The 25,778-nt window shown below is 71.6% G+C and carries 26 protein-coding genes; 8 read left to right on the forward strand and 18 right to left on the reverse strand.

Annotated features, from left to right (window positions below; all coding sequences use genetic code 11):
• Positions 1-66 precede the first annotated feature (66 nt).
• Positions 67-549 carry an EF-hand domain-containing protein gene (locus tag FZO89_RS18520; RefSeq protein WP_187471117.1) on the forward strand — a complete coding sequence of 161 codons (483 nt, stop codon included), beginning with the start codon at positions 67-69 and terminating at the stop codon, positions 547-549.
• A gap of 99 nt (positions 550-648) precedes the next feature.
• Here FZO89_RS18520 and FZO89_RS10285 read toward each other — a convergent pair whose 3' ends face one another.
• Entirely contained in the window at positions 649-1,503 is an 855-nt protein-coding gene (locus FZO89_RS10285) for a type II toxin-antitoxin system RelE/ParE family toxin (RefSeq protein ID WP_149103166.1), read from the reverse strand.
• Positions 1,504-1,757: 254 nt separating this feature from the next.
• Here FZO89_RS10285 and FZO89_RS10290 point away from each other — a divergent pair, with 254 nt between their 5' ends.
• Positions 1,758-2,843 carry an AraC family transcriptional regulator gene (locus FZO89_RS10290; RefSeq protein WP_149103167.1) on the forward strand — a complete coding sequence of 362 codons (1,086 nt, stop codon included), beginning with the start codon at positions 1,758-1,760 and terminating at the stop codon, positions 2,841-2,843.
• Positions 2,844-3,013: 170 nt separating this feature from the next.
• Entirely contained in the window at positions 3,014-3,796 is a 783-nt protein-coding gene (locus tag FZO89_RS10295) for a CPBP family glutamic-type intramembrane protease (protein WP_187471118.1), read from the forward strand.
• Positions 3,797-3,802: 6 nt separating this feature from the next.
• Here the strand turns inward: FZO89_RS10295 and FZO89_RS19110 are convergent, their stop codons facing one another.
• Entirely contained in the window at positions 3,803-3,889 is an 87-nt protein-coding gene (locus FZO89_RS19110; protein ID WP_484496929.1) for a small membrane protein YohP, read from the reverse strand.
• A gap of 497 nt (positions 3,890-4,386) precedes the next feature.
• On the reverse strand, positions 4,387-5,295 hold the full coding sequence (locus tag FZO89_RS10300) for an AraC family transcriptional regulator (protein ID WP_187471119.1): 909 nt from the start codon (positions 5,293-5,295) through the stop codon (positions 4,387-4,389).
• 104 nt (positions 5,296-5,399) lie between these two features.
• On the opposite strand from FZO89_RS10300, the gene FZO89_RS10305 reads away from it, so the two are divergent.
• The gene (locus tag FZO89_RS10305) at positions 5,400-6,143 is read left to right on the forward strand and encodes an SDR family oxidoreductase (protein WP_149103170.1); all 744 of its coding nucleotides are present in this window, start codon (positions 5,400-5,402) and stop codon (positions 6,141-6,143) included.
• A 79-nt stretch (positions 6,144-6,222) separates the two neighbouring features.
• Here FZO89_RS10305 and FZO89_RS10310 read toward each other — a convergent pair whose 3' ends face one another.
• From FZO89_RS10310 to FZO89_RS10325, 4 genes are all read right to left on the reverse strand, one after another.
• Positions 6,223-6,711: a hypothetical protein gene (locus FZO89_RS10310; protein ID WP_149103171.1), complete on the reverse strand. Its 489-nt coding sequence runs from the start codon at positions 6,709-6,711 to the stop codon at positions 6,223-6,225.
• A gap of 302 nt (positions 6,712-7,013) precedes the next feature.
• Entirely contained in the window at positions 7,014-7,544 is a 531-nt protein-coding gene (locus tag FZO89_RS10315) for a fasciclin domain-containing protein (RefSeq protein ID WP_262378710.1), read from the reverse strand.
• Positions 7,545-7,905: 361 nt separating this feature from the next.
• Positions 7,906-8,133 carry a DUF378 domain-containing protein gene (locus tag FZO89_RS10320; protein WP_149103173.1) on the reverse strand — a complete coding sequence of 76 codons (228 nt, stop codon included), beginning with the start codon at positions 8,131-8,133 and terminating at the stop codon, positions 7,906-7,908.
• A 62-nt stretch (positions 8,134-8,195) separates the two neighbouring features.
• Positions 8,196-8,744: a fasciclin domain-containing protein gene (locus FZO89_RS10325; protein WP_149103174.1), complete on the reverse strand. Its 549-nt coding sequence runs from the start codon at positions 8,742-8,744 to the stop codon at positions 8,196-8,198.
• A gap of 99 nt (positions 8,745-8,843) precedes the next feature.
• On the opposite strand from FZO89_RS10325, the gene FZO89_RS10330 reads away from it, so the two are divergent.
• Entirely contained in the window at positions 8,844-9,761 is a 918-nt protein-coding gene (locus FZO89_RS10330; protein ID WP_149103175.1) for a MerR family transcriptional regulator, read from the forward strand.
• A 351-nt stretch (positions 9,762-10,112) separates the two neighbouring features.
• Here the strand turns inward: FZO89_RS10330 and FZO89_RS10335 are convergent, their stop codons facing one another.
• From FZO89_RS10335 to htpG, 4 genes are all read right to left on the reverse strand, one after another.
• On the reverse strand, positions 10,113-10,568 hold the full coding sequence (locus FZO89_RS10335; protein WP_149103176.1) for a PA2169 family four-helix-bundle protein: 456 nt from the start codon (positions 10,566-10,568) through the stop codon (positions 10,113-10,115).
• A 236-nt stretch (positions 10,569-10,804) separates the two neighbouring features.
• Entirely contained in the window at positions 10,805-11,872 is a 1,068-nt protein-coding gene (locus FZO89_RS10340) for a LysM peptidoglycan-binding domain-containing protein (RefSeq protein ID WP_149103177.1), read from the reverse strand.
• A gap of 88 nt (positions 11,873-11,960) precedes the next feature.
• Positions 11,961-12,470, reverse strand: coding sequence for a hypothetical protein (locus FZO89_RS10345; RefSeq protein WP_222928111.1), 510 nt, complete (start codon positions 12,468-12,470; stop codon positions 11,961-11,963).
• A 665-nt stretch (positions 12,471-13,135) separates the two neighbouring features.
• Positions 13,136-15,046 (reverse strand): molecular chaperone HtpG, encoded by a 1,911-nt coding sequence (htpG, locus tag FZO89_RS10350; protein WP_149103179.1) that lies wholly within the window; start codon positions 15,044-15,046, stop codon positions 13,136-13,138.
• An 85-nt stretch (positions 15,047-15,131) separates the two neighbouring features.
• Here htpG and FZO89_RS10355 point away from each other — a divergent pair, with 85 nt between their 5' ends.
• Complete coding sequence (locus FZO89_RS10355) at positions 15,132-15,683, forward strand: YdeI/OmpD-associated family protein (protein WP_149103180.1); 552 nt, start codon at positions 15,132-15,134, stop codon at positions 15,681-15,683.
• Between the two features lie 106 nt (positions 15,684-15,789).
• On the opposite strand, the gene FZO89_RS10360 is transcribed toward FZO89_RS10355, so the two are convergent.
• The 6 genes from FZO89_RS10360 to FZO89_RS10385 all read right to left on the reverse strand — a co-directional run bounded on the left by FZO89_RS10360 (position 15,790) and on the right by FZO89_RS10385 (position 23,200).
• Positions 15,790-16,284: a lipocalin family protein gene (locus FZO89_RS10360; protein WP_149103181.1), complete on the reverse strand. Its 495-nt coding sequence runs from the start codon at positions 16,282-16,284 to the stop codon at positions 15,790-15,792.
• 127 nt (positions 16,285-16,411) lie between these two features.
• Positions 16,412-17,611 carry a glycosyltransferase gene (locus tag FZO89_RS10365; RefSeq protein ID WP_149103182.1) on the reverse strand — a complete coding sequence of 400 codons (1,200 nt, stop codon included), beginning with the start codon at positions 17,609-17,611 and terminating at the stop codon, positions 16,412-16,414.
• 23 nt (positions 17,612-17,634) lie between these two features.
• Entirely contained in the window at positions 17,635-19,569 is a 1,935-nt protein-coding gene (locus FZO89_RS10370; protein ID WP_149103183.1) for an SLC13 family permease, read from the reverse strand.
• Between the two features lie 57 nt (positions 19,570-19,626).
• On the reverse strand, positions 19,627-20,784 hold the full coding sequence (locus tag FZO89_RS10375; RefSeq protein WP_149103184.1) for a mechanosensitive ion channel family protein: 1,158 nt from the start codon (positions 20,782-20,784) through the stop codon (positions 19,627-19,629).
• Positions 20,785-21,100: 316 nt separating this feature from the next.
• The gene (locus FZO89_RS10380; RefSeq protein ID WP_149103185.1) at positions 21,101-22,114 is read right to left on the reverse strand and encodes a saccharopine dehydrogenase NADP-binding domain-containing protein; all 1,014 of its coding nucleotides are present in this window, start codon (positions 22,112-22,114) and stop codon (positions 21,101-21,103) included.
• Positions 22,115-22,348: 234 nt separating this feature from the next.
• On the reverse strand, positions 22,349-23,200 hold the full coding sequence (locus FZO89_RS10385) for a helix-turn-helix transcriptional regulator (RefSeq protein WP_149103186.1): 852 nt from the start codon (positions 23,198-23,200) through the stop codon (positions 22,349-22,351).
• A gap of 153 nt (positions 23,201-23,353) precedes the next feature.
• Between FZO89_RS10385 and FZO89_RS18525 the strand changes: the two genes are divergently transcribed.
• Complete coding sequence (locus FZO89_RS18525; RefSeq protein WP_187471121.1) at positions 23,354-23,506, forward strand: hypothetical protein; 153 nt, start codon at positions 23,354-23,356, stop codon at positions 23,504-23,506.
• Positions 23,507-23,606: 100 nt separating this feature from the next.
• Entirely contained in the window at positions 23,607-24,584 is a 978-nt protein-coding gene (locus tag FZO89_RS10390; RefSeq protein ID WP_149103187.1) for a zinc-binding dehydrogenase, read from the forward strand.
• Positions 24,585-24,682: 98 nt separating this feature from the next.
• Here FZO89_RS10390 and FZO89_RS10395 read toward each other — a convergent pair whose 3' ends face one another.
• On the reverse strand, positions 24,683-25,735 hold the full coding sequence (locus tag FZO89_RS10395) for a LysR family transcriptional regulator (protein ID WP_149103188.1): 1,053 nt from the start codon (positions 25,733-25,735) through the stop codon (positions 24,683-24,685).
• Positions 25,736-25,778 lie beyond the last annotated feature (43 nt).

Consider the following 25,778-nt stretch of genomic DNA (forward strand, 5'->3'; position numbering starts at 1 on the left):
CCGGCCGGTGGCGGATTCCATCAATTGCCCTCGGGTCGTCCATTCGCGCTCGGGAGGGAGACCGACATGAAGCCCATCCACGCGCTTGCACTGACCACCCTGTCCACCGCGATGGCTGCCGCCACGGCGCTCGCGCAGCAGCCCGCGAACCCGGCGGCGGACCCGCCGCAGACGCAACAGGCGAGGCCGCTGGCGCAGCCGACCCGCCCCCTGACGCAGCCGACGCGACCCCTGAACCAGCCCACCCGACCGCTGGTGCAGCCCACCCGGCCGCCGGCACCGTACAACCGGCCGCCGGGCCAGTCCGGCCAGCCGCCGGGCATGCCCGCACGCGACGCCGGCAACGACCGGACGCCCGGCTATGCCGAGCTCAACGCGCGTGGCGACGGCAACGTCACGCGCGCCGACCTGTCGGCGCACTCGCAACTGCGGGAACGCTTCGACGAGATCGACACCGCACGCGACGGCTCGATCTCCCGTGCCGAATACGAAACCTGGAAGTCGAAGACGAAAAGTCGCGAGTTGCTGCGCCCGCAGGACGAGGACTGATCGCGCCCGCGTAGATCCGGAGCACCGGGTCGGTTCGCGGCCGCCTTCGGAGCCGCAACCGCCCTTTGTCGCGTCCCCCCGCCAATGCGGGGGAGGCGCTCAGCGATACGCCCCCGGGCCGCGCCACACGATCTCGCCCTGGCGATAGATCTGGTGCACGCTGATCACTTCGCGCGCATCGCCGATGGCTTCCAGTTCCGGGGAGTCGGGTTCGAGCTGGCGGCACGCGCCCGATTCGCGGCGCAGCGCGGTTTCCAGTGGGCAGACCATCAGCCTTCGCGTGCCCGGCAGGGGAATGAACAGTTCGGTCATGCCCTGGGCCTGCCATTCGCGCAGGCGCCGTTCGCTGCGCAGGTCGTAGACCACCTGGAAACCGGCGACCTCGAGGCTGGGTTCGGCCGTGCTGGCGTTGCCCCGGCTGCTGCCGCGCTCGATCGCGGCGCTGCGCGCGGGCCCGGCGTTCACCGGTGCGAGGTCCTGCACCGCCATCCCGGGCGGCTGGCCCCAGGTGTGGCCGGGTCGGCGGCTGGTCGGCGGCGGGCGGGCGCTCGTGCTCGGCGCGCTCTGGCGCGGTACCGGCCGCGGCACGCGCCTCGGCGTCGGCGCGTCCGCGGTGACGTCGGCGACCGGCGGCACCGGATCCTCGGCGCGCGGGACCGGCGTGGTCTGCACGCGCGATGCCGCGGGCGCGTCTTCGGCGGGCGCGCTGGCGGGGGGCGTGTCGCTGGGGGCGGGGCTGGGGATGGGCGTGCCGTCGCCGATGAACTCCACTGCCACCCGGCTGCCGCCGGCGGCATCGCCCTCCGGCGCGGTCGTGGTGATTGGCGGTGCCAGCATCGCGACCAGCACCAACAGCGCATGCACCAGCACGCTGCCGACCGCAGCGAGCCACGGCTGCCAGCGTTCGATGCGGTGTTGCGGCGCGTCGCCTGGCGGGGTCGACGCCAGGCTCATGCCGCCGGAGGAGCGGCGGGGAAACGGGACTTCATGGGGACGGACGGCGTGCGACGCGTGGGGTGCGGCATCGTAACGCGCCGGACGCGGGGAACAGGGGGCAGGCGGGGGCGCGGGTGGGGTTGCCGACAGGTCGCGCGGGACCATGACGGCGCACCTCATGCCACGAGCGGGCGTGGTGGGTCGCGCCGCGGGCGCCTCCCGACCGGCGCTATCCTCTCTTGCTCCAATCCTGTTCGGACACGCGCCTTCGCATGCTGGCCCTGGACGTGATCGTGCGCGTGGCGGCGGCGACGCTGTGGTTGCTGTTGGCGGCGCGCCTGCTGCGCGCGGTGCCGCGCGAACGACTGGTGCGCTGGTTCGTGCCGCTGGCGCTGGCAATGGCGGGCTTCCTCGCGGGCAACACCCCGTTCGCGCAGGCGTCGTTGCCCGGTGTCGCCGGCGACGTGGCGGGCCTGTTGAGCGGCAGCGCGGCGGTGTTCCTGTGGTGGTACTGCCTGGCGCTGTTCGACGACGGCTTCCGCTTCGGCCCGCCGCAGGCGCTGGTGGCGCTGGCGTGGTGGCCGCTGATGCTGCTCGACCGCGGCTGGCTGGGCGACCGGTTCGCGGGGGTCGGCCTGTCGTGGGGGCTGGTCGCGCTGGGCCTGGGCATGTGCGCGCACCTGGTGGCGCGGCTGCTGCGCGATCGCGAGGGCGACCTGGTCGAAGCGCGCCGCCGCGGGCGCCTGTGGGTGGTGGCCGCGCTGCTGGGACTGCTGCTGACCGACCTGCTGGCCGACATCGCGCTGGGGTTCGAATGGAAGCCTGCGGGCTTCACGCTGGCGCAGAACCTGGCCCTGCTGGCGATCGGCTGGCATCTCGCCCGACGCTGGCTGCGCACCGACATCGCCGGACTGACGTATCGAGAGGCGGCGCCGCCGGCCGCGCCGCCGCTGCAGCACGCGACCGGGCCGGCGGCCGCGCCGGCGCCGGCCCCGCCCGCCGCCGACGCGGCGCTGCTGCAACGCCTGTGGCAGCTGATCGAGGTGGAGCGCATCCATCGCGATCCCGCGCTCACCGTCGCCGCCTTCGCCGCGCGCATGGGCGCGCCCGAACCGGAGGTGCGCCGGCTGGTGAACCGGCACCTGGGCTGGCGCCATTTCCGCAGCTTCCTCAACCACCACCGGCTGCAGGACGCCAAGGCCGCACTGGCCGACCCGGCGAGGGCGGACCGCAAGATCCTGGCGATCGCCTTCGATGCCGGCTTCGCCTCGCTGCCTTCGTTCAATCGCGCCTTCCGCGAGGCGGAGGGCATCGCGCCTGGCGAGTACCGCGCCCGCGTGCTGGCGTCGGCCGATTGAAGTCGATTGCATGCGTGAACGGGCACGCCGGATCGGGTTCTGAGCATCGATGACACGGGTTCTGAGCGGTCGCGCGCCGGGGCGGCCGCTATCGTGCCGGGATGACGACCGACGTTGCGACTTCACCCTCGACTTCAGCTTCCCCGTGCCCGGGCGGACCCGTGCACGCGATGCACGCCTGGATCGCGCTCCCCGTGATCGTGGTGTTCCTGTGGCTGGACCATTTCCACCTCGACCTGTTCCGCCAGGTCGCGGGCGGATGGACCGGCACCGGGCGCACCCTGGCGCTGGCGGCGCTGGGCTACCTGCCGCACTGGCTGGTGGTGGTGGGCGTGGCGGCCCTGCTGGCCGGGCCGCGCCGGGCGGCGTGGGCCCTGGGACTGCACCGCCCGCCGGTGCGCGGGTTCGTGCTGGCGCTGGTGCTGACCCTGCCGATGCTGGCCGCCCTGGCCTGGCACGCGCCGCTCACGATCACGGTGGACACGCCGCACGCGCTGCTGCGCCAGGCCGTGTTGCCGGGGTTCGGCGAGGAACTGCTGTATCGCGGCTTCCTGTTCGGCCTGCTGTTCCGTTTCGCCGGCTGGGGCTTCCTGCCCGCGGCCCTTGGCGCGGCGCTGCTGTTCGGCGGCGCCCATCTCTACCAGGGCGGCGATGCGGCCGAGGCGGCGGGCATCTTTGCGCTCACCGCGCTGGGCTCGTTGTGGTTCGCGTGGCTCTACGTGGAGTGGGAGAACGACCTGTGGGTACCGGTCGCGTTCCACGTGCTGATGAACGCGTGGTGGCTGCTGTTCCCGGCGGCCGACAATGCGCTCGGCCCGGGCTGGTTCGTCGCGATCCGGTTGCTGGTGCTGGCGCTGTCGATCGGGGTGACGGTGATCATGGCGCGCCGTCGTGGTGGATTGCGCATTCGGGGCCGCGACTGGCTGTGGGGCGGCGAACGCCTGCGCGCGTGAGCGCGATCAGAAGATCAGCATCAACAGGCCGATCACGACCAGCAGGCCGATCAGGAAGATGACGAACATGGTCTTGCCTACGAACTTGATCATTGCGGACTCCTCGTCGTTGTCGACTCTGGAGTTACGACTCTAGTCGGTGCAGTGGCTATAACCCGTGAAATAGTGTGGTTTTCGCCTCACTCCTTCATCATCCACCACCGCACTGCCCGCGAGATTGCGTAGAAGGTCGCGCGCCGTCGGGCCGACAGGAAAGTGATTCTTCGTGCGCGCGACGGACGTCAGGCGGGATTGGCGGCGCGCGATCCGTGCCTGCGGGCAACGATCGCCTGTTCCTGATCGAGGACAACTCGAAGCCTCGCACCGGGATCGGCGATGAGTCGCGTCCTGGCAAGCGGGATCGCGACAAGCAAGACATGGATGTCTTGCGTGCGAGTCAGGGCACGATGCCCTGACCGAGCGGAAAGCGATCCCGCCCCCCAGGACGCGGCGTCGATCCGAAGCCCGCGGGTGTCCCTACCCTTATCCGATCCCTTCTCGTCGATCGGCGAAGCACCGGAAAACGGCTTGATGGCGAAGCCAACCGCAGATCAGGAGGCGGCCACTTGCGCCCGCACGTACGCGCCAGGCGCCAGCCCCACGTGCCGCCGGAACGCCACGCTGAATGCGCTGGCCGAGGCGTAGCCCACGCGTTCGGCGATCTGCGCCGCGCGCGACCCGCCCTGCCGCAACAGTTGCCGGGCGACCTGCATGCGCCAGGCCAGCAGGTACTCCATCGGCGCGATCCCGACGGTGCGGGTGAAGCGCTCGTAGAAGCTCGAACGCGACAGCGCCGCCGCCCTCGCCAGCTGCGCGACCGTCCATGGCCGTTCGATGTGCGCGTGCATCAGCGACAGCGCGATGGCGAGACGCTCGTCGCCCAGGCCCCGGAGCAGCCCGGGCGGTGCGTCGCCGGCGGTGGTCGCGCGCATCGCCTCGATCAGCAGCAGTTCGGCCAGGCGCGACAATGCGGCCTCGCTGCCGGGCCGCGGCTGCGTGGTTTCCCCGGCCACCATCGCCACCAGCTGCGACGGCCGCGTGGCGTCGCGCACGTGCACCACGCCGGGCAACAGCGAGACCAGCAGCGCGGGATCGGCGCGGTCGAACACGAAGGCGCCGCCGAGCGAGCGCATGTCGGGCGTGCCGCCGGCTTCGCCGTAGCGCACTTCGCTGCCGTCGCTGGGCAGCGCATGCGGATCGCGCGACACCGGCGCGGGCGGGTCGTCGCTGGACAGGGTGAATGCCGGCGTGGCGGGCAGGAGGATGAAATCGCCGGCTTCGATGGCCAATGGCGGGTGGCCGTCGACGGCCAGGCGGCAGCGACCGCCGAGCATGATGCAGAAGCTGGGCCTGCCGTACTCGGCGTAGCGCACCGCCCAGCGGCCACGGCCGCTGACGACATTGGCGAACACCGCCCGCGGGCGCAGCAGGGCGACGACCTGGGACAGCGGATCGCTCATTCCCGGACGTTCACTAAACAAATGCGGATGTTCGAATATCGATCATCCGGAGATCCTGTTCCAAGCTGGCCTCCCGGTCAAACCCGCCCCAGGAGTCCCGCACCATGAACACCGTACTGATCACCGGCTGCTCGTCCGGCTACGGCCTCGCCACCGCTCGCCATTTCCACGCGCAGGGCTGGCGGGTGATCGCCACCATGCGCCGCCCCCGCGCCGACCTGTTCGTGGACTCGCCCGGGATCCGTGTGCTGGCGCTGGACGTGACCGATGCCGGCAGCATCGCCGCTGCGATGGACGCCGCCGGCCCGATCGACGTGCTGGTCAACAACGCCGGGCTCGGCCTGTTCGGCGCGTTCGAGGCCACGCCGATGGCCACCGTGCGCGAGATCTTCGAGGCCAACACCTTCGGCACGATGGCGATGTGCCAGGCGGCGATCCCGCGCATGCGCGAGCGCGGCGCCGGGACGATCGTCAACGTGACCTCCAGCGCCACGCTCGCGCCGTTCCCGCTGGTCGCGGCCTACACCGCCAGCAAGACCGCGATCGAAGGGTTCACCGGATCGCTGGCGCTGGAGCTGACCGGGTTCGGCGTGCGTGCGAAACTGGTCGAACCGGGCTACTGCCCCGACACCCGCTTCGCAGAGAACGGCGCGGACCGCATGCACGGCCTGGTGACCGAGCCGTATGCGCCGTTCGCGGGCAAGGTGTTCGAGGGCTTCGCGCAGCTCACCGCCGTCACCCAACCCCACGACGTGGCGCAAGCCGTATGGCAGGCGGCGAACGATGCTTCGACGCGATTGCGCTACGCGGCGGGCGCGGACGCACTGGCGCTGGCGCGCGCTGCCTGACGAACCGTGGCAGGGTCGAACGGCATCGCGTTTCGCCGGAAACGGCACAAGCGCCTGCGGCGGCAACGGGTCGCGGCGTCTAGCGGCCAAGCCACCACGCAGCGGCCGCGAGCACGATCAGCCCCAGTCCGGCCCACACGATCCAGCGGCCGCCCGAGTCGCGCTGTACCGTGGCCCCGGCGCGGGGATCCCCGGCCACCGGCATGGCCGGCGTCGCCTGCGGCTCGGGATCCACGCCGGCACGGCGCGCCTCGACCCAGTCGCGCGCGTCCTTCAGGTTCATGCCGGTGGCCGCGCGCACCTGTCTGACCGCCTCGATGACCTGGCCTTCCCGCAGCAGTCCGTCGACGCTGGTCCCGAGGTCGTGGTGGTCGCCGGCCGCGGACGGGCCGTGCGGCGCATCGGCCGTGAAGTCGCGGCGACCCGCGGCGTAGGCGTCCACGGCGGCCTTGGCCTCGCGCAGGCCCAGCGCGTTGTCCTCGCGCAGCAGGCGGATCGCCTCTATCGTCCGTCCTCGGGCGATGGCCTCGACGGTCTGTGGCGAGAAGTACGGCGGACGCGACGACATCGATCCCGGGCTCCGCGGAAGGCAGGCCAGCATAAGCCGGCCGCGCCGATCGCGGCAGGCGGGCGAATGCCGGGACGCGGATGCGCAGGTGCGAGCGACCGGCGAACCTGCCTTGCGACGCCCGACGCCCGACGCCCGGTTCCACGACAGGCGCCCGGTTCCACAACAGGCGGTTCCACAACAAGAAGGAGGCGGCCATGGCCGCCTCCCCGGGGACACGCGGACCAGACGAGGAGTCCACGTGGTGCCGCCTGATCGGCGCCTCGACAGGCGATGGCGCCGTTGGTGTCGCGAACGGCGTCTTACGGCATCAGCACCGTGTCGATCACGTGGATCACGCCGTTGCTGCCGCGCACGTCGGCGGCGGTGACGGTGGAGACGCCGCCCTTGGCATCGGTCAGCGTGACCGTGCCGCCGTCGGCGCGTGCGGTCAACGTGCCGCCCTGCACCGTGGTCAGCGTGGCGCTGCCGCCGCCGGCTTCGATCTGCTGCGTCAGCGTGGCCGCGTCGACGTTGCCCGAGACCACGTGGTAGGTCAGCAGGCCGGACAGGTCGTCCTTCGCCGACGGCTCGAGCAGGCCTTCGACGGTACCAGCCGGCAGCTTCTCGAATGCGGCGTTGGTGGGCGCGAACACGGTGAACGGGCCGTCGCCCTTCAGCGTGTCGACCAGGCCGGCGGCCTGCACGGCCGCGACCAGGGTGGTGTGGTCGGGCGAGGCGATGGCGGCATCGACGACGTCGCCGGAAGCAGGCGCACCGGCCGTGGCGTCCATCGCGGCGGTGGCATCGGCCGAGGTCGTCGCCTCGTCCGCTGCCGGCGCGCTGTCGGCCATGGCGGCCGCGTCGGCGTCGGCGTCGGTCGCCATCGCCGTGTCGGCGGCGTCGTTCTGGCAGGCCGTGAGGGCGAGTGCGCCCAGCAGGGCGGGGGTGAGTACATGGAGTTTCATGGTGGTGTTCCTTAAGGTCTTGTGGAGGGTCGGCTGGCCGCGGCCGGCATGCGGGTCGCGCTGCCTCGCGCCAGAGATTCATCGGTGGAAAAACAGCGGGAAAAAAACCGGGGTCGAAGCGCCTTGTGCCCGAAGGCACCGGGCCACGACGACCCCGGTGCACCAACTGCGTGCGAATGTCCGGGCCGGGGAGGGGGCCGCGCGTGGCGGGCCGGGCCGGGACGGCAGGCGGTGACGGCGTGGTGGATCAGCGGTGCGCTTCGGCGCGCACTTCGCCGACGTTGCCGGCGCGCATCAGCGGCACGATCTGCCACAGCGCGGACAGGCCGACCAGCACGTAGACCAGGCGGGCGAGCAGGGCGTCCTGGCCGCCGAAGATCGTGGCGACCAGATCGAACTGGGCGGCGCCGACCAGGCCCCAGTTGATGCCGCCGACGATGACCAGCGCGAGGGTGACGAGGTTGAGTGCTTTCATGGGTGTGTCTCCTTGGGTGCGTGGGGAGTGCGCGTGGGGGTGCTTGCGGGGATGGGCAGCGATCAGCTGCCCGGGATCAGGACCTTGTCGATCACGTGGATCACGCCGTTGCTCGCCTGGACGTCGGCGCTGACGACGTTCGCCCCGCCGACCGTCACGGCGCCGCCGGTGGCGGCGATGTCGACCGCGTCGCCCTGGACCGTGGTGGCTTCGTCGAGCGTCACCACGCGGGCGGCCGGGTAGCGTCCCGGCACGACGTGGTAGGTGAGGATCGCGACCAGCTGGTCCTTGTTCTCGGGCTTGAGCAGGTCCTCGACCGTGCCTGCCGGGAGCGCGGCGAAGGCCGCGTCGGTGGGCGCGAACACCGTGAAGGGGCCTGCGCCCTTGAGCGTGTCGACCAGTCCGGCCGCGGTGAGGGCGGCGGCGAGGGTCTTGAACTGGCCGGCCGCGACGGCGGTGTCGACGATGTCGGCCTGCGCCTGTGCCTGCGGGGCGGCGGCGGCCGGGGCCGGCTGTGCGGCGAAGGCCAGCGGGGCGGCCAGCCCGAGCGCGAGCGCGGCGACCAGGGTGCGGACGGAGGAGGCGGGGCGGAGCGTGGCTGAACGGGTCATCGGGGTGCTTCCGGATCGGGACAGGTGGGCAGTCTCCGGGGTACGGCGTTAGTCCGTTGTCCAATTTGTACTTGTACGTATGTTGTACAATCATGGGCCATGTTCCCCGTCAAGGCCGCCGCCGAACTCAGCGGGCTCAGCCCCGAGACCCTGCGCGCCTGGGAACGCCGGCACGCGGCCGTGGTGCCGCTTCGCGACGACAAGGGGCGGCGCCTGTACGACGCGGCCATGGTCGAACGGCTCACCCGCCTGCACCGGTTGACCGACCGCGGCCACCCGATCCGCGACCTCGCCGGCCTGGAAGACGCCGCGCTCGACCAGTTGCTGGAGGAAAGCCGCCATGCCGGCTACGGCGGCGTCGAGACCCTGCCGGAACGGATGCTCGATGCGATCGCCGACTACCGGGTGGACGTGTTCGACCGCGACCTGTCGGTGGCGATCGCGACCCTGCCGATGTCGGTGCTGGTCTCGCGCGTGGTCATGCCGCTGCTGCGCGAGGTCGGCGTGCGCTGGGCGGACGGGCGGCTCGCGATCGCGCAGGAGCGCCTGGTCAGCAGCCTGTTGCGTGCGCGCTTCCTGTCGGTGCTCAACCAGCATCCGCGCGAGCAGCGCCCGCGGCTCCTGTTCGCCACCCTGCCCGGCGAGCCGCATGAACTGGGCCTGCTCGGCGCCGCGCTGTACGCCCACGACGCCGGCGCGCCGGTGCTGTACCTCGGGACCGAGCTGCCCGCGCTCGAACTCGCGCGCGTGGCCGAACGCCTGCAGGTGATGGCGGTGGCGCTCAGTTCGGTCGATCCGGGACAGGCGCCGGCCGCGCTGGCGGAACTGCGGGTGCTCGACGAGGCGCTGGCGCCCGGCGTGCCGGTGTGGCTCGGCGGTGCCAACGCACGTTACCTGGCCGAGGCGCTGGCGCTCGAGCGCGTGCAGGCGCTGACCGATCCCGCGGCACTGTCGCGGCTGATCCGGCGCGAGGCGACCTCGCCTCGCGGCCGGCGTGCGGCGAGGCAGGCGGCCTGACGCGCCTGGCGGCGTCGCCGATGACGGCATCGGCGTCCCGCTCGCGCTTGCCGCGATCCCCGCGCCCCAGCACGCGGCTCATCGATGCTCCGGCCGCAATGGCCCGGTGGCCAGCTTCTTCGAAGCCACGCCAATGATGCACCGATGGGCGTTCCGGGCCGGGTGTTGCGGGAAGCAGCGCATGGCTGACCGAGCCGAGTAGCAATGCCCGCCCCCGGAACGACCCGGGCCGCAAGCCCGGGTCCAACCCCCCGAAAACCTGGCCAACGCCCTCACCTTGGAGAAGATCCACGAAAAAGCCCCGGCAGGTGCCGGGGCTTCTTGTCTGTCATGCGGTGCGCAGGGCGCAACTCAGCTCGCGGCCTTCAGCGCATGCTTGTGGTTGCGCATGATGTCGTGGCATTCCACGACGCGCGGCATCAGGCGCTCGGCGGCCATGCGTGCCTGGGCCGGGGTGTCGTCGTCCTTGAGCGTGTCCTTGAACGCCTTCAGCAGGCGGTCCTCGGATTCCTCGAGCTCGGCGACGTAGGCATAGTTGGTGTCGCCCAGCGCGGCGCGGGCCTTGCCGTACATCTGGTGCATCGAGCCCACCATGGTGCCGTGGTCGGCCGGATCGCCACCGCTGGCGGCGACGTCCGCACTCAGCGTGCTCACGATTTCCTGCTTGTGCGCGGCCATCTGGCTGAACAACGTCGCCAGGCGCGCATCCTTCACCTTGCCCGCGGCCTCGGTGTAGAACTCGCCACCATCCCGCGCGATCTCGATCAGGTCGTTCAGGCTGTGCTGGATCTTCTTTTCCACGTTCATGTGATGTCTCCTCAAGTGTGGCCCCGAGTGTGCGACATCAGGCATCAACGCAACGTGCAATCGACACGCCGGACTGAATGCGACCTCAGCTTTGCGTGCGCGGCGTGATGGCGAAGGGGCCGCCATGGCGCTTTTCGTTATGCGATGCGGCCTGGGCTCGACAAGCTCGCGGTAAGCGGTAACGCGCCAGTAGACGTTGCGCGGGCTCGCACGCCGCACGCGGCACGGCGCTTGCGTTACCGGTCGGTCTCCCCGAGCGCCTCGCGCAGTGCGCTGTCTTCCGCTTCCAGCGCGGCGATCGCGTCGGCGCGCTCATTGACGAAGCGCTCGGCAACGCCGCGCTGCACCGCCGCGGAGTTGCTGCTGAAGTGCGCGAGCTCGCCGTTGCGGTCGACCCGGCCGCGTTCGTCGTAGACCGCATCGATCACGGCGCGATCGAAGCCCGCCTCCCAATCCTGCACGCCGGCCGCGCGCACGTCGACGATGGCGTCGGCGACGATATTGCTGCGCGGGCCGTGCTGCACGGCGGTGGACCAGGCCACGTTCTGCAGCGCGCGCGAATGCTGCGACAGGTCGACGCCCGCGGTGGCGATGCCGCCGTCGACGCCGGCCACCGTGGTGCGCTGCTCGACGCGCGCGGCCTGCGGATCGTAGTGGGTGCGTTCGATGTAGTCGTGCTGCGCCTGCTGGAAGGCTTCCGGCTCACGCGCGGCCACGTCGCGCCAGGTCTGGCTGAATTCCGGCGTGCCCGCACGCTGCCCGTCGAACTCGGCGGCCCATTGCGCGCCCTCGGTGGCGAGGAATTCCTGTGGCCGCCCGGCCGCGGTCGAGAGCTGGTAGCTGCCGTAGGACACGCCGCCGATGTCGCCGCGGCCGGTGGACACCGTGCCGGGCCCGCGGTTGCCGGTTTCGTAGTGCGCCGACAGCGAGCCGATTTCCGGCTTGTCGACCGGCGGCGCGACGCTGATCGTCTGCCCCGGCTGCACCGTCTCGGGGTTGGCGATGTGGTTGGCGATCGCGAGCTCGCGAACCGTGGTGCCGAACGCGGTGGCGACGTCCTGCAGGGTCTGGCCCGGCTGCATGGTGTAGCAGACCGGACCCGAGAGCGCGATCGGCGTCTGCGTCGCGATCGCATCGGCGACCGCGCGTTGCGCGGCGGGATTGTCGAAGCTGACCGCATCGAGCGCGTCGAACGCGCCGGTGGTGGCCGACGTGCCCGATGCGCTCGAGGCCTGGGGATTGCCCTGCACGTCCTGCGAATGATCGCGGCCGTCCGCACTGCCGACGCCGTTGCTGCTGTCCATGGCTTTTGTGTTCCGCACGCGGGAGTCCGCAGGAATAACCCGGGCGGCGGCGACTCACATCCTCGGGTCGACCCCAGTGCGCGTGCGCTCAGTCACGGTTCCAGCACGCGGCGGGCAGCGGGGCGCATGCTTCGAAGAGCCTGGTCGTCGTCGTGCGCCGGTACGTGCCGGCCATCGCCGTGCCCATCGGGCAATGCTCGAACCTGCCGTCCAGTTGCACAGCGTCGCCCTGCAGCGTGAGGACCAGTCGCGGCGCGGAATGCAGGTCGCTCGCATCGAGGCCGCCGATGTCGCTTTCGAACGGAACCGGGGCCGCGTCGATGCGATCGCCTTCCAGCCGCCCTTCGGCGACCGCCTGGCAATCGGCCGCGACTCCGGCGCCATCACCCGGATCGCCGCCACCGTGCACTTCGATCCGGTACTCGCCTGCGCGGCCGGGCAGGGCGACCACGCGCAACTCGGAGACCAGCGGCGGTGCCATCGCGTAGATGCCGACAGGTGAACGGGCTTGCGCAGGAGCCGGCGCCTGCGGCGCCTTCGCGGTCGCGCCGGAGGCCACGGCCTGGGTGCGCGCTTCGCAGGCCGCGAGCACGAGCACGCATGACAGGGCGATGCTGCGGGCAGACGGCGCGGCGCCTGCGTGGGAACCGGTCGGGGCCATGCGTGTCTCCGGGGCGAAGAGCGGGGAACGATAGCGCGGTGGCCTTGGGCGTGTCGTGAGCGGTCCGGATGCTCCTTCCCGCCCGCAGGGCGCCGGACCCTTCACGGGTGGAAGGAGCCGAAGGCGGATCGGGGCGTTGCAGGCGGGTGCGGCGCGTCGAAAGCCGGCCCTCACCCCAACCCTCTCCCCCAGAGCGGGAGAGGGGGCAAGAGGCGCCGCGCCGCTTGAAGGATGACCCGGCCCGCCGGAGAAGGTGCCGAAGGCGGATGAGAGCGCGCCGCAGGCGCGCATTGCGACGGGAACCCGTCCCTCGCCCGGGCACTCCCCGCTGGGAGGCAGAGGGAGCCGACCATTGCCCATTCCTTCTCCCGCTTGCGGGAGAAGGTGCCGAAGGCGGATGAGGGCGCGCCGCAGGCGCGGGGCAGTGGGGCTCATGAAGGTGCGTGTATGCGGCGCTTCATCATCCAGCCCGGCGCAGCACGCCGGGCGTTCGAAAGGGCCGCACGGCAGTGCCGTGCAAACGGCCCTTCCTCACCCAGCCCGGCGCAGCACGCCGGGCGTTCGGGACGGCCGCACGGCAGTGCCGTGCAAGCGGCCATCCCTCACCCCACCAGCAGGCGGTTCATCCGTTGCACGAATGCGGATGGGTCCGGCAGCGGGGCGCCGGCGGCGAGTTCCGCCTGCTCCAGCAGCAGGGTGGCGAGGTCGCCGGCACGGGCGTCGTCGGTTTCGCTTTCGATCTTCTTCAGCAGGGCGTGTTGCGGATTGATCTCCAGCGTCGGCCTGTTCTCCGGGAGCTCCTGGCCGGCTTCGCGCAGGAGGCGAGCCAGGTGCGGCGCCATCTCGTGGTCCGACAGGGCGAGGCACGAGGGCGAATCGGTGAGGCGCGCGGATACGCGCACGTCCTCGACGCGTTCGCCCAGCAGGCCCTTGAGCCTGTCGAGCAATGGCGCCGCGGCCTTCGCGGCTTCTTCCTGCTTCGCCTTGCCGGCCTCGTCCAGCGGCAGTTCGCCCTTGGCGACATGGCGCAGCGGCTTGCCGGCGTATTCGCGCAGGTGGCCGAGCATCCACTCGTCGATGCGGTCGGACATCAGCAGCACCTCGATGTCCCTGGCGCGGAAGGCCTCCAGCTGCGGGCTGCCGGCGGCGGCGCGATGGCCGTCGGCGGTGATGTACCAGATCGCGTCCTGGCCCGGCGCCATGCGGCCGATGTAGTCGTCGAGCGACACGGTCTGCGCCGCGCCCTCGCCTTTCGTCGAGGCGAAGCGCAGCAGCCTGGCGATGCGCTCGCGATTGGCATGGTCTTCGACGATGCCCTCCTTCAGCGTGTTGCCGAAGGCCTTGAGGAAGGCGGCGAACTTCTCCGGCTCGTCGCGCGAGAGCTTCTCGATCAGGTCCAGCACGCGCTTCACGCACGCGCCCCTGATGCGTTCGAGCTGGCGGTTGTGCTGCAGGATCTCGCGGCTGACGTTGAGCGGCAGGTCGTCGGCATCCACCACGCCGCGCACGAAGCGCAGGTAGCTGGGCAGCAGCTCCTCGGCCGCGTCCATGATGAAGACGCGCTTGATGTAGAGCTTCAGCCCCTTGCGCTCGTCGCGCCCGCCCATCATCAGGTCGAACGGCGGTTGCGAGGGCAGGTACAGCAGGGTGGTGAAGCTCTGGCTGCCCTCGACCCGGTTGTGCGACCACGCCGCGGCGTCGTTGAAGTCGTGGCCGAGCGACCTGTAGAAGTTCTGGTACTCCTCGTCCGTGATCTCGCTCTTGGGACGGGTCCACAGCGCGGAGGCGTCGTTGGCGGTTTCCCACTCCGGGGCGGCATCGGCCTTGGCCTCGTCGGCGTCGTCGTCCGCCTGCGCGGGCGCAGCCTCCTTCGGCATCCGGATCGGGAACGCGACGTGGTCGGAATACTTGCGCACCAGCGCGCGCAGCTTCCAGCCGTCGAGGAACTCGTCCTCGTCGGGCTTGAGGTGCAGCACCACGGTGGTGCCGCGCTGGTCGAGCGTGGCGGGTTCGAGCGTGTACTCGCCGCGGCCGTCGCTCTCCCACTTCACGCCGGCCTCGGGGGCGTCATCGGCGCGGCGGGTGAACACGGTCACCCGGTCGGCGACCACGAAGGCGGAGTAGAAGCCCACGCCGAACTGGCCGATCAGGCGCGCGTCGGCCTTCTGCTCGCTGCCCAGCGCCTCGAGGAAGCGGCGCGTGCCGGAGCTGGCGATGCTGCCGATGTTGGCCACCACCTCGTCGCGGTTCATGCCGATGCCGGTGTCGGCGATGGTGATCGTGCGTGCGTCCCTGTCCCAGCTGACGTCGATGTGCAGCTCGCCGGCGCCCGACAGCAGCTCGGGCTTGGCGATGGCCTCGAAGCGCAGCTTGTCGCAGGCATCGGAGGCGTTGGAGACCAGCTCGCGCAGGAAGATCTCCTTGTGCGAGTACAGCGAGTGCGTGACCAGGTGCAGCACCTGGGCGACCTCGGCTTCGAACTTGCGGGTTTCGGTGGTGGTGGCGTCGGTCATGGACCCTTCCCTTGCATGGCCAGGCAGGCCGCGGATATGCGTGCGCCAGCGGCGATTTCAAGCGCGCCGGTGCTATCTTCCGCGCATGGACAAGGCCCCTGCCGGCATCCGGTTCAAGGCGACGCTGCAGCGCCCGGCGCAGCCCAAAGGCGCTTCGTGGCGGTTCCTGGTGCTGCCCGCCGCGGCCAGCGCCAGGCTGCCCACGCGCGGCATGGTCACCGTCGACGGCACCCTGGAGGGCCAGCCGTTCCAGGCGACGCTGGAGCCGGATGGCAAGGGCAGCCACTGGCTGAAGGTGGAGAAGAAGCTGCGCGAGGCCGCGGGCGTCGACGCCGGCGACACGGTCGCGCTGGAGGTCGCGCCGGTGGCGCGCGAGCCCGAGCCGAAGGTGCCCGCGGACCTGCGCCGCGCGCTGTCCGCGCATCCGGCCGCGCTGGCGACCTGGAAGGACATCACCGCGGTCGCGCGTCGCGACTGGATCCACTGGATCACCTCGGGCAAGAAGGCCGAGACGCGCGCCAGGCGCATCGCCACCGCCTGCGACAAGCTCGCCTCGGGCATGCGCCGCGCCTGCTGCTTCGACCGCTCGGGCATGTACAGCCAGGGCAACATGGGGGCACCGGAAGCGGCGGCGTAGACGCCGCCGGACGGGACCCTGCGCCAGCGATCGCGGCACACGCACGCATCGTCCGGCGTCCGCGTCCGGCGCGTTGCGCCGTTGTCCGCACCTGCGCGCGTGGCGGTCAGGCCGTTGGCTGCCGCGTGTGCGGGGTGTGGATCAGCCGCGTGAGGTCGAAGCCCTGGCGCTCGGCCAGGGCGAGGTAGTGGGTGCGGGTGGTTTCGTCGAGCCGGGGTTCGCGCGACAGCAGCCACAGGTACCTGCGGTCGGGACTGCCGACCAGCGAGACGCTGTAGTCGGGCGCCAGCGCGAGGATCCAGTAGTCGCCCCGGGTGAAGGGAATCCAGCGCAGGCCTTCGGGCAGGAAGCTCACCTCCAGCCGGCTGCCGCTGTCGTCGACCGCGCTCGCCTCGCCCACCGCCTCCTCGACCTCGCAGTTGCGGCGCATGCGGTTGCGTACTTCCACCTTGCCGTCGTCCTGCAGCGCGTAGTGGGCCGAGATGTCGGTCGCGTCTTCCGGTTCGAAGCGCATCGGCAGGCGCGCGATCTCGTACCAGGTGCCCATGTAGCGCGCGAGGTCGACCCGGGCGACGGTGGCCGGTTCCTGGTGGTCGGACATGCGGTGCCTGCGTTGCGGGGAGGATGGGCGCAGGTATAGGCGCCACGGGGTGAATTCGCCGTCGTCGTGGCGACGCGCCGTCCGGTCGGCGGTGGCATGTTCCTGCATGGGATGCCGCGCCTGGCTGCTATCGGCTGGCGTAGCGCTCCACCAGCGCGACCGCTTCGGCGCAGCCGTCCTCGCCCTGCATGCGCTCGCCGAGCGACGCCGCCTGGCGGCGCGCGTCCTCGCTGCCGGCGAACGCGATCGCCTCGCCCAGCCGCGCGGCGGTGATCGTGCTGCCCCTGAGCGCGTGGCGCATCACGCCGGCCTGGCGCAGGCGCGCGTTCCAGAAGAACTGGTCGCCGGCGAAAGGCACGATCACCGACGGCACGCCCGCGCGGCAGGCCGAATGGGTGGTGCCGGAGCCGCCGTGGTGGATCGCCAGCGCGGTGCGCGGCAGCAGCCAGTCGTGCGGCACGTGCCCCACCGCATGGAAATTGGCGGGCAGTTGCGCGGCATCGATCCCGCTCCAGCCGGGGTGGAACAACGCGCGGCGCCCGCCGACCGCGCCGACCACGGCGTCCAGCAGGCGCGCATTGTCGAAGCCGGTCATGCTGCCGAAGCCGACGTAGACCGGCGGCTCGCCGGCGTCGAGGAAGGCGAGCAGGTCCGCGTCCGGTCGCCAGTCCGGCGCCCTCGGCGGGATCCACTGGCCACAGACGTGCGCGTTGTCGCGCCAGTCGGCCGGCCGCGGCACCAGCGCGGGCGAGATGCCGTAGAGCATCGGGTGCTCGTCCCAGATGCGGCGACGTGGCGGCAGCCCCGCGGCCCGTCGCGCGCGATTGGTGGCGCCGCGGAACAGCTGCCAGGTGAGCCGGCTGAAGAGCCAGTGGCTGGCGAAGTTGAGCGCACGTGGCGGTGCCAGCGGCAGGAACGGCGAGGGAAATTCCGACGTGCCGGAAATGGGGATCAGCAACGCGCCGATCGCGGGGACGCGCAACGCCTCGGCCGCCGACAGCCCCGCGAACGCCGCCAGACCCGACACCACCACCGCATCGCAATCGCGCCCCGCCTCGATCGCCTGCGCCAGCCAGTCGCCGGTGTGGCGCAGCGAGAGCGCCGAGAGGTTGCGGGTGATCTCGCGCATCGCACCCTCGACCGCGAGCGCGGCGCGGATGTCGCCCGCCAGTGCACTGCACGGCAGGCCGAGGGCGCGGGCGCTGTCGAGGGTGGAGGCGTCGGCCAGCAGGTGCGCCTCGTGCCCGGCCTGCTGCAGCGCATGGCCGAGCGCGGCCAGTGGGCGGGTGTCGCCTTCGGTACCGTAGGTGAGCAGCAGGATCTTCATCCGCCCCGATGATAGCCGTCGCGCTACAGCGGCCAGAAGCGCAGCAACAGCGGAATCGACACCACCAGCACCAGCAGCTGGACCGGCACACCGAGTCGCCAGTAATCGCCAAAACGGAAACCGCCGGGCCCGAGGATCAGGGTGTTGTTCTGGTGGCCGATCGGGGTCAGGAACGCGCACGAGGCGCCGATGGCGACCGCCATCAGGTAGGGGTCCGCGTTGACGCCGAGGGTGTTCGCGGCGCCGACCGCGATCGGGCACATCACCGCAGCGGTGGCGGCGTTGTTCATCAGGTCCGACAGCGTCATGGTCACCACCATCACCAGCACCAGGCCGAGCACCGGCTGGCCCCGCGCCACCGATTCGAACAGCCCGCGTGCGAGCAGGTCGGCGGTGCCGGTGGATTCCATCGCGCCGGCCACCGGAATCAGCGCCGCCAGCAGCACGATCACCGGCCAGTCGATCGCCTCGTAGACCTCGCGCGGCGGTACCGTGCGCAGCGCCATGGACGCGACCACGCCCAGCGCGAACGCGACCGCCGCCGGCAACAGGCCGAACGCGGTCGCGGCGATGGCGAGCGCCAGCACCAGGGTCGCGGTGATCGCCTTGCGCCGGTCCGGGATGCGCAGCGCGCGTTCGGCCAGCGGCACTGCGCCGAACTGCGCGGCGAACCCGGAAATCGCATCCTGGGTGCCCTGCACCAGCAACAGGTCGCCTTCCTCGAACGGCTGCGAGCGAAGCCGTTCGAGCGAGCGCCGGCCGGCGCGCGAGATCGCGAGCACGTTGATGCTGTAGCGCGTGCGCAGGTCGAGTTCGGTCGCGGAACGGCCGGCCAGGCCGGAGCCCGGCCGCACCGCGATCTCCTGCAGGATGATGTCGGCGTGCGGGGTGCGGCGGTCGTCGTCCTTGCGCTTCTCCGGGCCGCCGGCGGGCTCGCTGCCGTCGACCGTATCGCCCGCGTGGCTGCCGTCAGCGGCCGGCGCGCGGGCTTGCGGGCCCTGCGCCGTTGCCGCTGCCCCGCTCCGATCGTCGGCTTGCGCCTGCTTCGCCTCGTCGTCCCCGGCCGGGGGCACGTCCTCCTCGAGCTTGAGCCCGAGCCCGGACAGCAGTTCGGACAGCGTGTCGGCATCGGCCTCGATCACCAGCACGTCGCCGGCGCGCACCACCCGCGACGGATGCGGCGCGTGCACGCGGAACTCGGACTGCACCATGCCCAGCACCTGCGCCTCGTGCCTGTCGAGCGACTGTTCGATCTCGGCCAGGGTCTTGCCGACCGCGCGCGAACCCTCGGGCACGCGCACCTCGGTGAGATACGCACCGGGATCGAACCCCTCCGCCGCCGCCTCGCGCCGCACCGGCACCAGTTTCCAGCCGCCGATGGCGATCAGCAGCACGCCGGCGGCTGCCACGGCCACGCCCACCGGGCTGAAATCGAACATCGAGAACGGCGCCTGTCCATTGGAGGCGCGGAAGCCCGACACGATCAGGTTCGGCGGCGTGCCGATCAGGGTGGTCATGCCGCCGAGGATCGAGCCGAACGCGAGCGGCATCAGCACCTGCCCCGGCGCGAGCTTGCGCTTGCGCGCGATCTGCAACGCCACCGGCATCAGCAATGCGAGCGCGCCGACGTTGTTCATGAAACCCGACAGCAACGCCGCCAGCCCCGTCAGCGCCGCGATCGAGAGCATCGGCCCGGCCTTGTCCGGCAGCGCGACCCGCGCCAGCGCATCGACCGCGCCGGAGGTCTGCAGGCCGCGGCTGAGCACCAGCACGCAGGCCACCGTGATCACCGCGGGATGGCCGAAGCCGGCGAAGGCGTGCTCGGGCGCGACCACGCCGACGCCGACACAGGCCATCAGCGACGCGCCCGCGACCAGGTCGTGGCGCCAGCGCCCCCACAGGAACATCGCGACCGTGGCCGCGAGGATGGCGAGGATCAGGATCTGGTCGGTCTGCATGGACGATGCCGCGGGCGGGACACGCGACAGGGTAACGATCCCGCGTGGACGTGCGCATCACGCAGGCGCGTGCGGGGGATCCTGGCTGGCATCGTCTTCCGCGCCGGGCGACATCGTCTCGGCGTGGCCCGGGGGCACCGGCGCGGGCGTTGCCGCTGCCGCACCGGCACCTTCGCGCGTGAGGTCGGCGCGCAGCCGCGGCAGCGAGTGCGGATGCGCCTGCGCGAGGAAATCGATCATGCGTTCGCGCACCACGCAGCGCAGGTCGAACAGGTCGCCGGAGTTGCGCGCGCTGACCAGCAGCCGTACCTCGATGCTGCGTTCGCTGGTCTCGGTGACCTGGGCCACGCACACCCGGCCGTCCCAGCGCGGATCCTCCTCGCAGATGCGCTGCAGCTGCGCGCGCACCTCGGCCATCGGCGTGCGGTAGTCCAGCCACAGGAAGGTCGTGCCCAGCAGCTGCGCGCTGGTGCGGGTCCAGTTCTGGAACGGGTTCTCGATGAACCACTGCAGCGGCACCACCATGCGCCGCTCGTCCCAGATGCGCACCACCACGTAGGTGCTGGTGAGCTCCTCGATCCGGCCCCACTCGCCGTCGACGATCACCACGTCGTCGAGCCGGATCGGCTGCGCCAGCGCGATCTGCAGCCCCGCGATGAGGTTGCCGAACACCGGCTTGGCGGCGATGCCGGCGACCAGGCCGATGATGCCGGCCGAGGCCAGCAGGGTGGCGCCGACCTGGCGGATCGCGGGGAAGGTCATCAGCGCCAGGGCCACGCCGACCAGGATGATCGCGCCCTGGATGGTGCGCGCGATCACCCGTGTCTGGGTCTGCACCCGGCGCGCGGCGAGGTTGTCCTCGATGTCGACCGGGTTCTCGCGCAGGATCCTCGCCTCCAGCGCCCCGACCGCGCGCACCGCCAGCCAGGTGACGCACAGCACGAGGCCGATGCCGAGCCAGTGGCGCAGGCGCGCGGCGACCTCGGCCGACAGCGGCGTCGCGTCCACCGCCAGGATCAGGAACAGCAGCGGCAGCGCCAGCGCGGCGGGCACCGCGATCACCTGCACCACGCGCGCGGCCAGCGACTCCCGCGACTTCGCCCGTGCGCGCCGCGCCACCCCGAGCATCACCTGGCGCACCACCAGTCCGAGCAGCAGCGCGGCCAGCAGCGGCCACGCGATGGCGGTGATCTGGGGCCAGTCGGGAGTGGGCATCGTTCCGGGGGTCCTCGGTCTCGAATCGTGCAGGATGCCAGTTGTGGCGTGCAGGGTGTGTTGATCCGCGGTTTCCGGAATCTTGAGGTCGTTGGCGAGAGACGGGTTCGTTGAACCGTGATGTCCTCACTCCGCAACGTGCGCCGCATAGCAAGTGAGGTCGATGTGCCCTCGTTCTTCGTTCTCCTCACTGGAATTCTGCGGAGCAAGAGCTTCCGTCCGCCTGCGGCGGACGGAAGCTCTTGCTTGTCGGAGTCCGAAGCAGAGCTATTGGCAGAAGATCGCCATTCGCAGGCCCAGGCAGTGTCCGGCTCCGCTACGTCATCTCGAATTCCAACCACTCCGGCGCGAGCGCCTCCAGAAAACCCCTCGGATCGAATGCCGCCCCCAGCGTCTGCGCCCCCGCGTGCGCCGGCCCCTCCGCCATCAGCCGCGTCGCGGCTTCCACCACCAGCGGCGCGGACACCGCGTAGATATCCTGCCCGTGCGCCGTGGCGCGCCGCGTGCCGCGCGCATCCTCCAGCACCACCTGCATCGTGAAGCGTTGCGCCGAACGGCCCAGCGGATCGACCGGGGCAGGCGACGCGGTGGCCGGATCGCGGATGTCGCGCAGGGCGCGGGTGCCGAGCCAGGCGTGGATGCGGCGTGCGCACAGGTGGTGGGCGAGCGTGACGATCTCGCTGAAGGGCATCGCCTCCATGTCCTCGGCGCCGTGCGGCGGTCCGAAATCCCAGCGGCATCCGCGTGCCGCCAGTGGCACCAGCCGCCCGTCCTCGACCACGACACGCGGGAAGGTGTTGCGCGCACCGGTGCGGCGCGTCCCCGCGGTGGGCCACCAGTGGTCGAGGGAGACCGCGACGTTGATCGATTCGATCGGCGCGGCCGCGCGCGCATCGCACGCAAGCGCGCTGGCCAGCAGGTCGGCCAGGCCGCCATAGAAGCCGGCGGCCGGGATCAGCGCCACGCCACGCGTGCGCGCGGCGGCGTCGTGGTCGTGCAGGGTGGCGCGTGCGCTTTCCTGTTCCGCGGTCACGTCGATGTAATGGCAGCCGGCGGCCAGCGCGCCGGCGATCACCGGCGCGGCGGTGTCGAGGAACGGGCCGGCGACATTGATCACGACGGCGCAGCCGGCGAAGGCACGCGCGAGCGCCGGCGCATCGTCGAGCGGCGCCACCCGGAACGGCACCTGCGTGCGCGTGGGCACGATGCGGCGGCCGACGGCGACGGCATCGATCGCGCGGCGTGCGAGCTGGTCGAGCACGAAGCCGCCGGTGTGGCCGCCGGCGCCGTAGACGGCGACGGCCCCGGAACTGCGTCGGAACGAGGTCATGCGGGTCTCTTGCGTGGATGCCGGCCGCGCATTGCAGCGGACCCGGCCATCGCCCGCTTTCGGAATATTTAGTCGCTGTGTCGCGACCTGCTGCGGCTGCCCATCCAGTCAACCGACCCGCAACGCTGCGCACGCGCGGGTCGCCGCTGGCCATGCCGTACGCAGCCCCTCGCGGGCGCGTGGAACGACGACGAACCGGCCGGCGCCGCGGTTGGTGTCGTGGGTCGTGCGCGATCAGCGCGATGGCGCCCCGCGCCGCTGCCCCAGCACGTGCTGGCGGAACGCCGAGGGCGTGCGCCCGTAGGCCTGCTGGAAGCTGGCGGCGAAGTGGCTGTGGCTGGAGAAGCCCAGCTCCAGCGCCAGCGCGGACAGGTCCTCGTGGTCGGCGAGCCGGTCGAGCGCGCGCGCCAGCCGCAGCCGCACCTGGTAGCGGTACAGCGGCACGCCCTCCACCTGGCGGAAGCACTGGGTGAGGTAGACCGGCGACACGCCGACCTGCGTGGCGATCTCGGCCAGCGTCCAGCGCCGTGCGAGGTCGCCGGCCAGCACCAGCTTGGTCCGCTCCACCAGCCGTTGCCGCGCGCTGCTCGCACCGGCGGCATGCGCGGTGCGCGGACCGAGCGCGCGACTCGCCAGCACCAGGGCCAGGCTCTCGCCTTCGAGCGCCTCGGCGGTGCCCTCGCGCAGCGCATGGCGCAGCAGCGCCACCAGCACCTGCGCGCGCGGATCGATGCGCAGGCGCTGCCGACGGAAGCGCAGGGCGGCGCCGTCGTGCAGCAGCGCGGGCGGCGCCAGTTCGCGCAGCAGCGCCTCGTCCACCTCGAGCACCAGGCTGGCGTCGCCGCCCGGATGCGGATGGCTCACCTGGTAGGTCTCGCCGGCGTTGAACAGCAGCACCTGGCTGGCATCGGCGACCGCGGCGTCCGCACCGAGGTGGCGCACGTAGGTGCCCCGGTAGGGAAACACCAGGTGGGTGCGCGAGGAGGTTTCGGGTTCGCTGCGATGCGCGGTGCCGCCGGGGCACCACACGTCGAGCACGCTGACGACCGGCGTGCGCAGCAGCGTCTGGACCTGGAAGTGCGGCACGGGCGACCCGGCGTATCGGCTGCGGGCAGGATACGCCGCGACCGCGCTCCCGGCAGCAGGCGGCGGCGATCGCTAAAGATCCCGACAGCCCGCGCGCCTGCGGCGTGGCGCAATGGCGTCGCCTGGATGGCAGGCATCGACGGAGACACCACCATGAGCGAGAAGACCTGTGCGGCCTGCGACTATCCGCTGGACGCGAACGCGATAACCGTGAGGATCGGCGGCCAGGCGGTCGAAGTGTGTTGCGAGGACTGCGCGGTGAAGCTGCGCGAGGCGCACGCGGCGGCCACCGCGCAGCAGGGCTGAAGCATCGCCGGGACCGGCCGCCCGCGCGATACGGTCGCGACGGGCGCGGCGGGCCCGGATGCGCTAGCTTGGGCGCCTGTCTTCTTCCGGAGTCCGGCACATGCGCAGCGCAGTCCATGCCTCGTTCGGCGAACCGGCCGACGTGATCGGCCCCGCGGACAGCCCGATGCCGCAGCCGGGCCCCGGCGAAGTCCGCGTGCGCATGACCCTGGCGCCGATCCACAACCACGACCTGTGGACCATCCGCGGACAGTACGGCTGGAAACCCTCGCTGCCGGCGATCGGCGGCAGCGAGGCCTGCGGGGTGGTCGACGCGCTCGGCGAGGGCGTCGAAGGCCTGCGCGTGGGACAGCGCGTCAACACGGCCGCGGGCCGCGGGACCTGGGCCGAGTATTTCGTGACACCGGCCGGCATGGCGATCCCGTTGCCGGACGCGATTCCCGACGAGGTGGCCGCGCAGCTCGTCGCGATGCCGCTCAGCGCGCTGATGCTGCTCGAGTTCCTCGACGTGCAGCCAGGGCAGTGGATCGTGCAGAACGCGGCCAACGGCGCGGTGGGCAAGACCCTGGCCATGCTCGCCGCCGCGCGTGGCGTGAACGTGCTGAGCCTGGTCCGGCGCGACGCGGGCGTGGACGAACTGGCCGCGGTGGGCGTGGACAACGCGGTGTCGTGCGCTTCGCCGGACTGGCGCGACCGGGCGAAGGCGATGCTGGGCAAGGGTCGCGCGCGCGCCGCGGTGGACTCGGTCGGTGGCCAGGCGAGCGCGGACCTGGCCTCGCTGCTGGGCGAGGAGGGCGTGCTGGTGTCGTTCGGTTCGATGAGCGGCGAGCCGATGCAGATCCCGTCGGGCGACATGATCTTCCGCCACTTGGTGGTGAAGGGTTTCTGGGGCAGCAAGGTCGGCCGCGAGATGGGCGCGGACGATCGCCGCCGCCTGGTCGGCGAGCTGCTGCAACGCGCCGCGCAGGGGGAGCTGCGGCTGCCGGTGGACGCGATCCATCCGCTCGGGGAAGCGGCGCAGGCGATGGCGGCGAGCCTGCGCAAGGGCCGCGCCGGCAAGGTGCTGCTGCGGCCCTGAGCCGGTGCGCCGGCGCCTTCGCGCGCGCGAAGGCGGGCATCAGGGCGACGGCGGTGCGTCGGCCACCGGCGCGCACCGCCGCAGGTTTCGAGCGACGCTCAGCCGCCGGTGGCCGTTTCCAGGATCCGCTTGCCCGCGGCGATGTCCTCGGCCTGCTCGGTATCGGTATCGGTGTCGGCCACGACCTCCTTGCCGGTGTCGTGCCCGCTGCCGCAGGTGCCGGCCATCAACGGGCAGTGCGCGGACATGTAGTCGATCTCGAGGTTCAGGCGCTCGAGCAGGAAATCGACGAATGCGCGCACCTTCGGCGACTGCCCATGGCCGCGCGGGAACACCGCGTTGAGTTCGTAGTCGCCGCCGGTCCAGCCGGCGAGCACGCGCTTGACCAGGCCCTGCTCGACGAACGGCTTGACCATCACGTCGGCGCCGATGATCACGCCCTCGCCGCAGAGCAGGGCGCCCTTGAGCGCAGCCGGGTCGTTGGCGACGAGGATCGGATTGATCTGGAACTGCTGGCGGCCGTTGCCGTCGTCGAGCGTCCACACGTAGCCGTTGCCCTGGCGGTGCTTGGCCATCGCCAGGGTGCGGTGGTATTGCAGTTCGTCCGGATGCAGCGGTTCGCCGTAGCGCGCGATGTACGCGCTGCCGGCGAACAGCTGCGTGCGCAGGGTGCCGAGCCGGCGCGCGACGAAGCTCGAATCCGGCAGCGGGCCGACCCGGAGCGCGACGTCGATCTCGCCGGCGATCAGGTCGAGCGGCTCGTTGGACAGGATCATCTCCACCCGCACTTCCGGATGGCGCATGTGGAACTCGCCGAGCAGCGGCGCGATCTTGTCGATGCCGATCGAGTAGGGCGCGGTGAAGCGCAGCCAGCCGCGCGGGCCCGCCTGCAACTGGCTGACCGCGCTCTCGGCCTCGCTCAGGTCGCGCGCGATGCGCTGCGAATGCTCGTAGTACACGTTGCCCGCCTCGGTGAGGCCGAGCTTGCGCGTCGTGCGATGCAGCAGCTGCGCGCCGAGCCGCGCCTCGAGTTCCTGCACCTTGCGGCTGACCGTGGTCTTGGGCAGGCGCAGCGATTTGGCCGCGCCGACGAAACTGCCGTGTTCGACCACCCGCACGAAGATCAGGGTGTCGTTGAGATCCTGGGACATGGGTAGCTCCGGAAAGAGGGGAGACGCTGATTGGCCCACCTGC

This window comes from Luteimonas viscosa (genome assembly GCF_008244685.1).
In the GTDB taxonomy this organism is placed as follows: Bacteria; Pseudomonadota; Gammaproteobacteria; order Xanthomonadales; family Xanthomonadaceae; genus Luteimonas; species Luteimonas viscosa.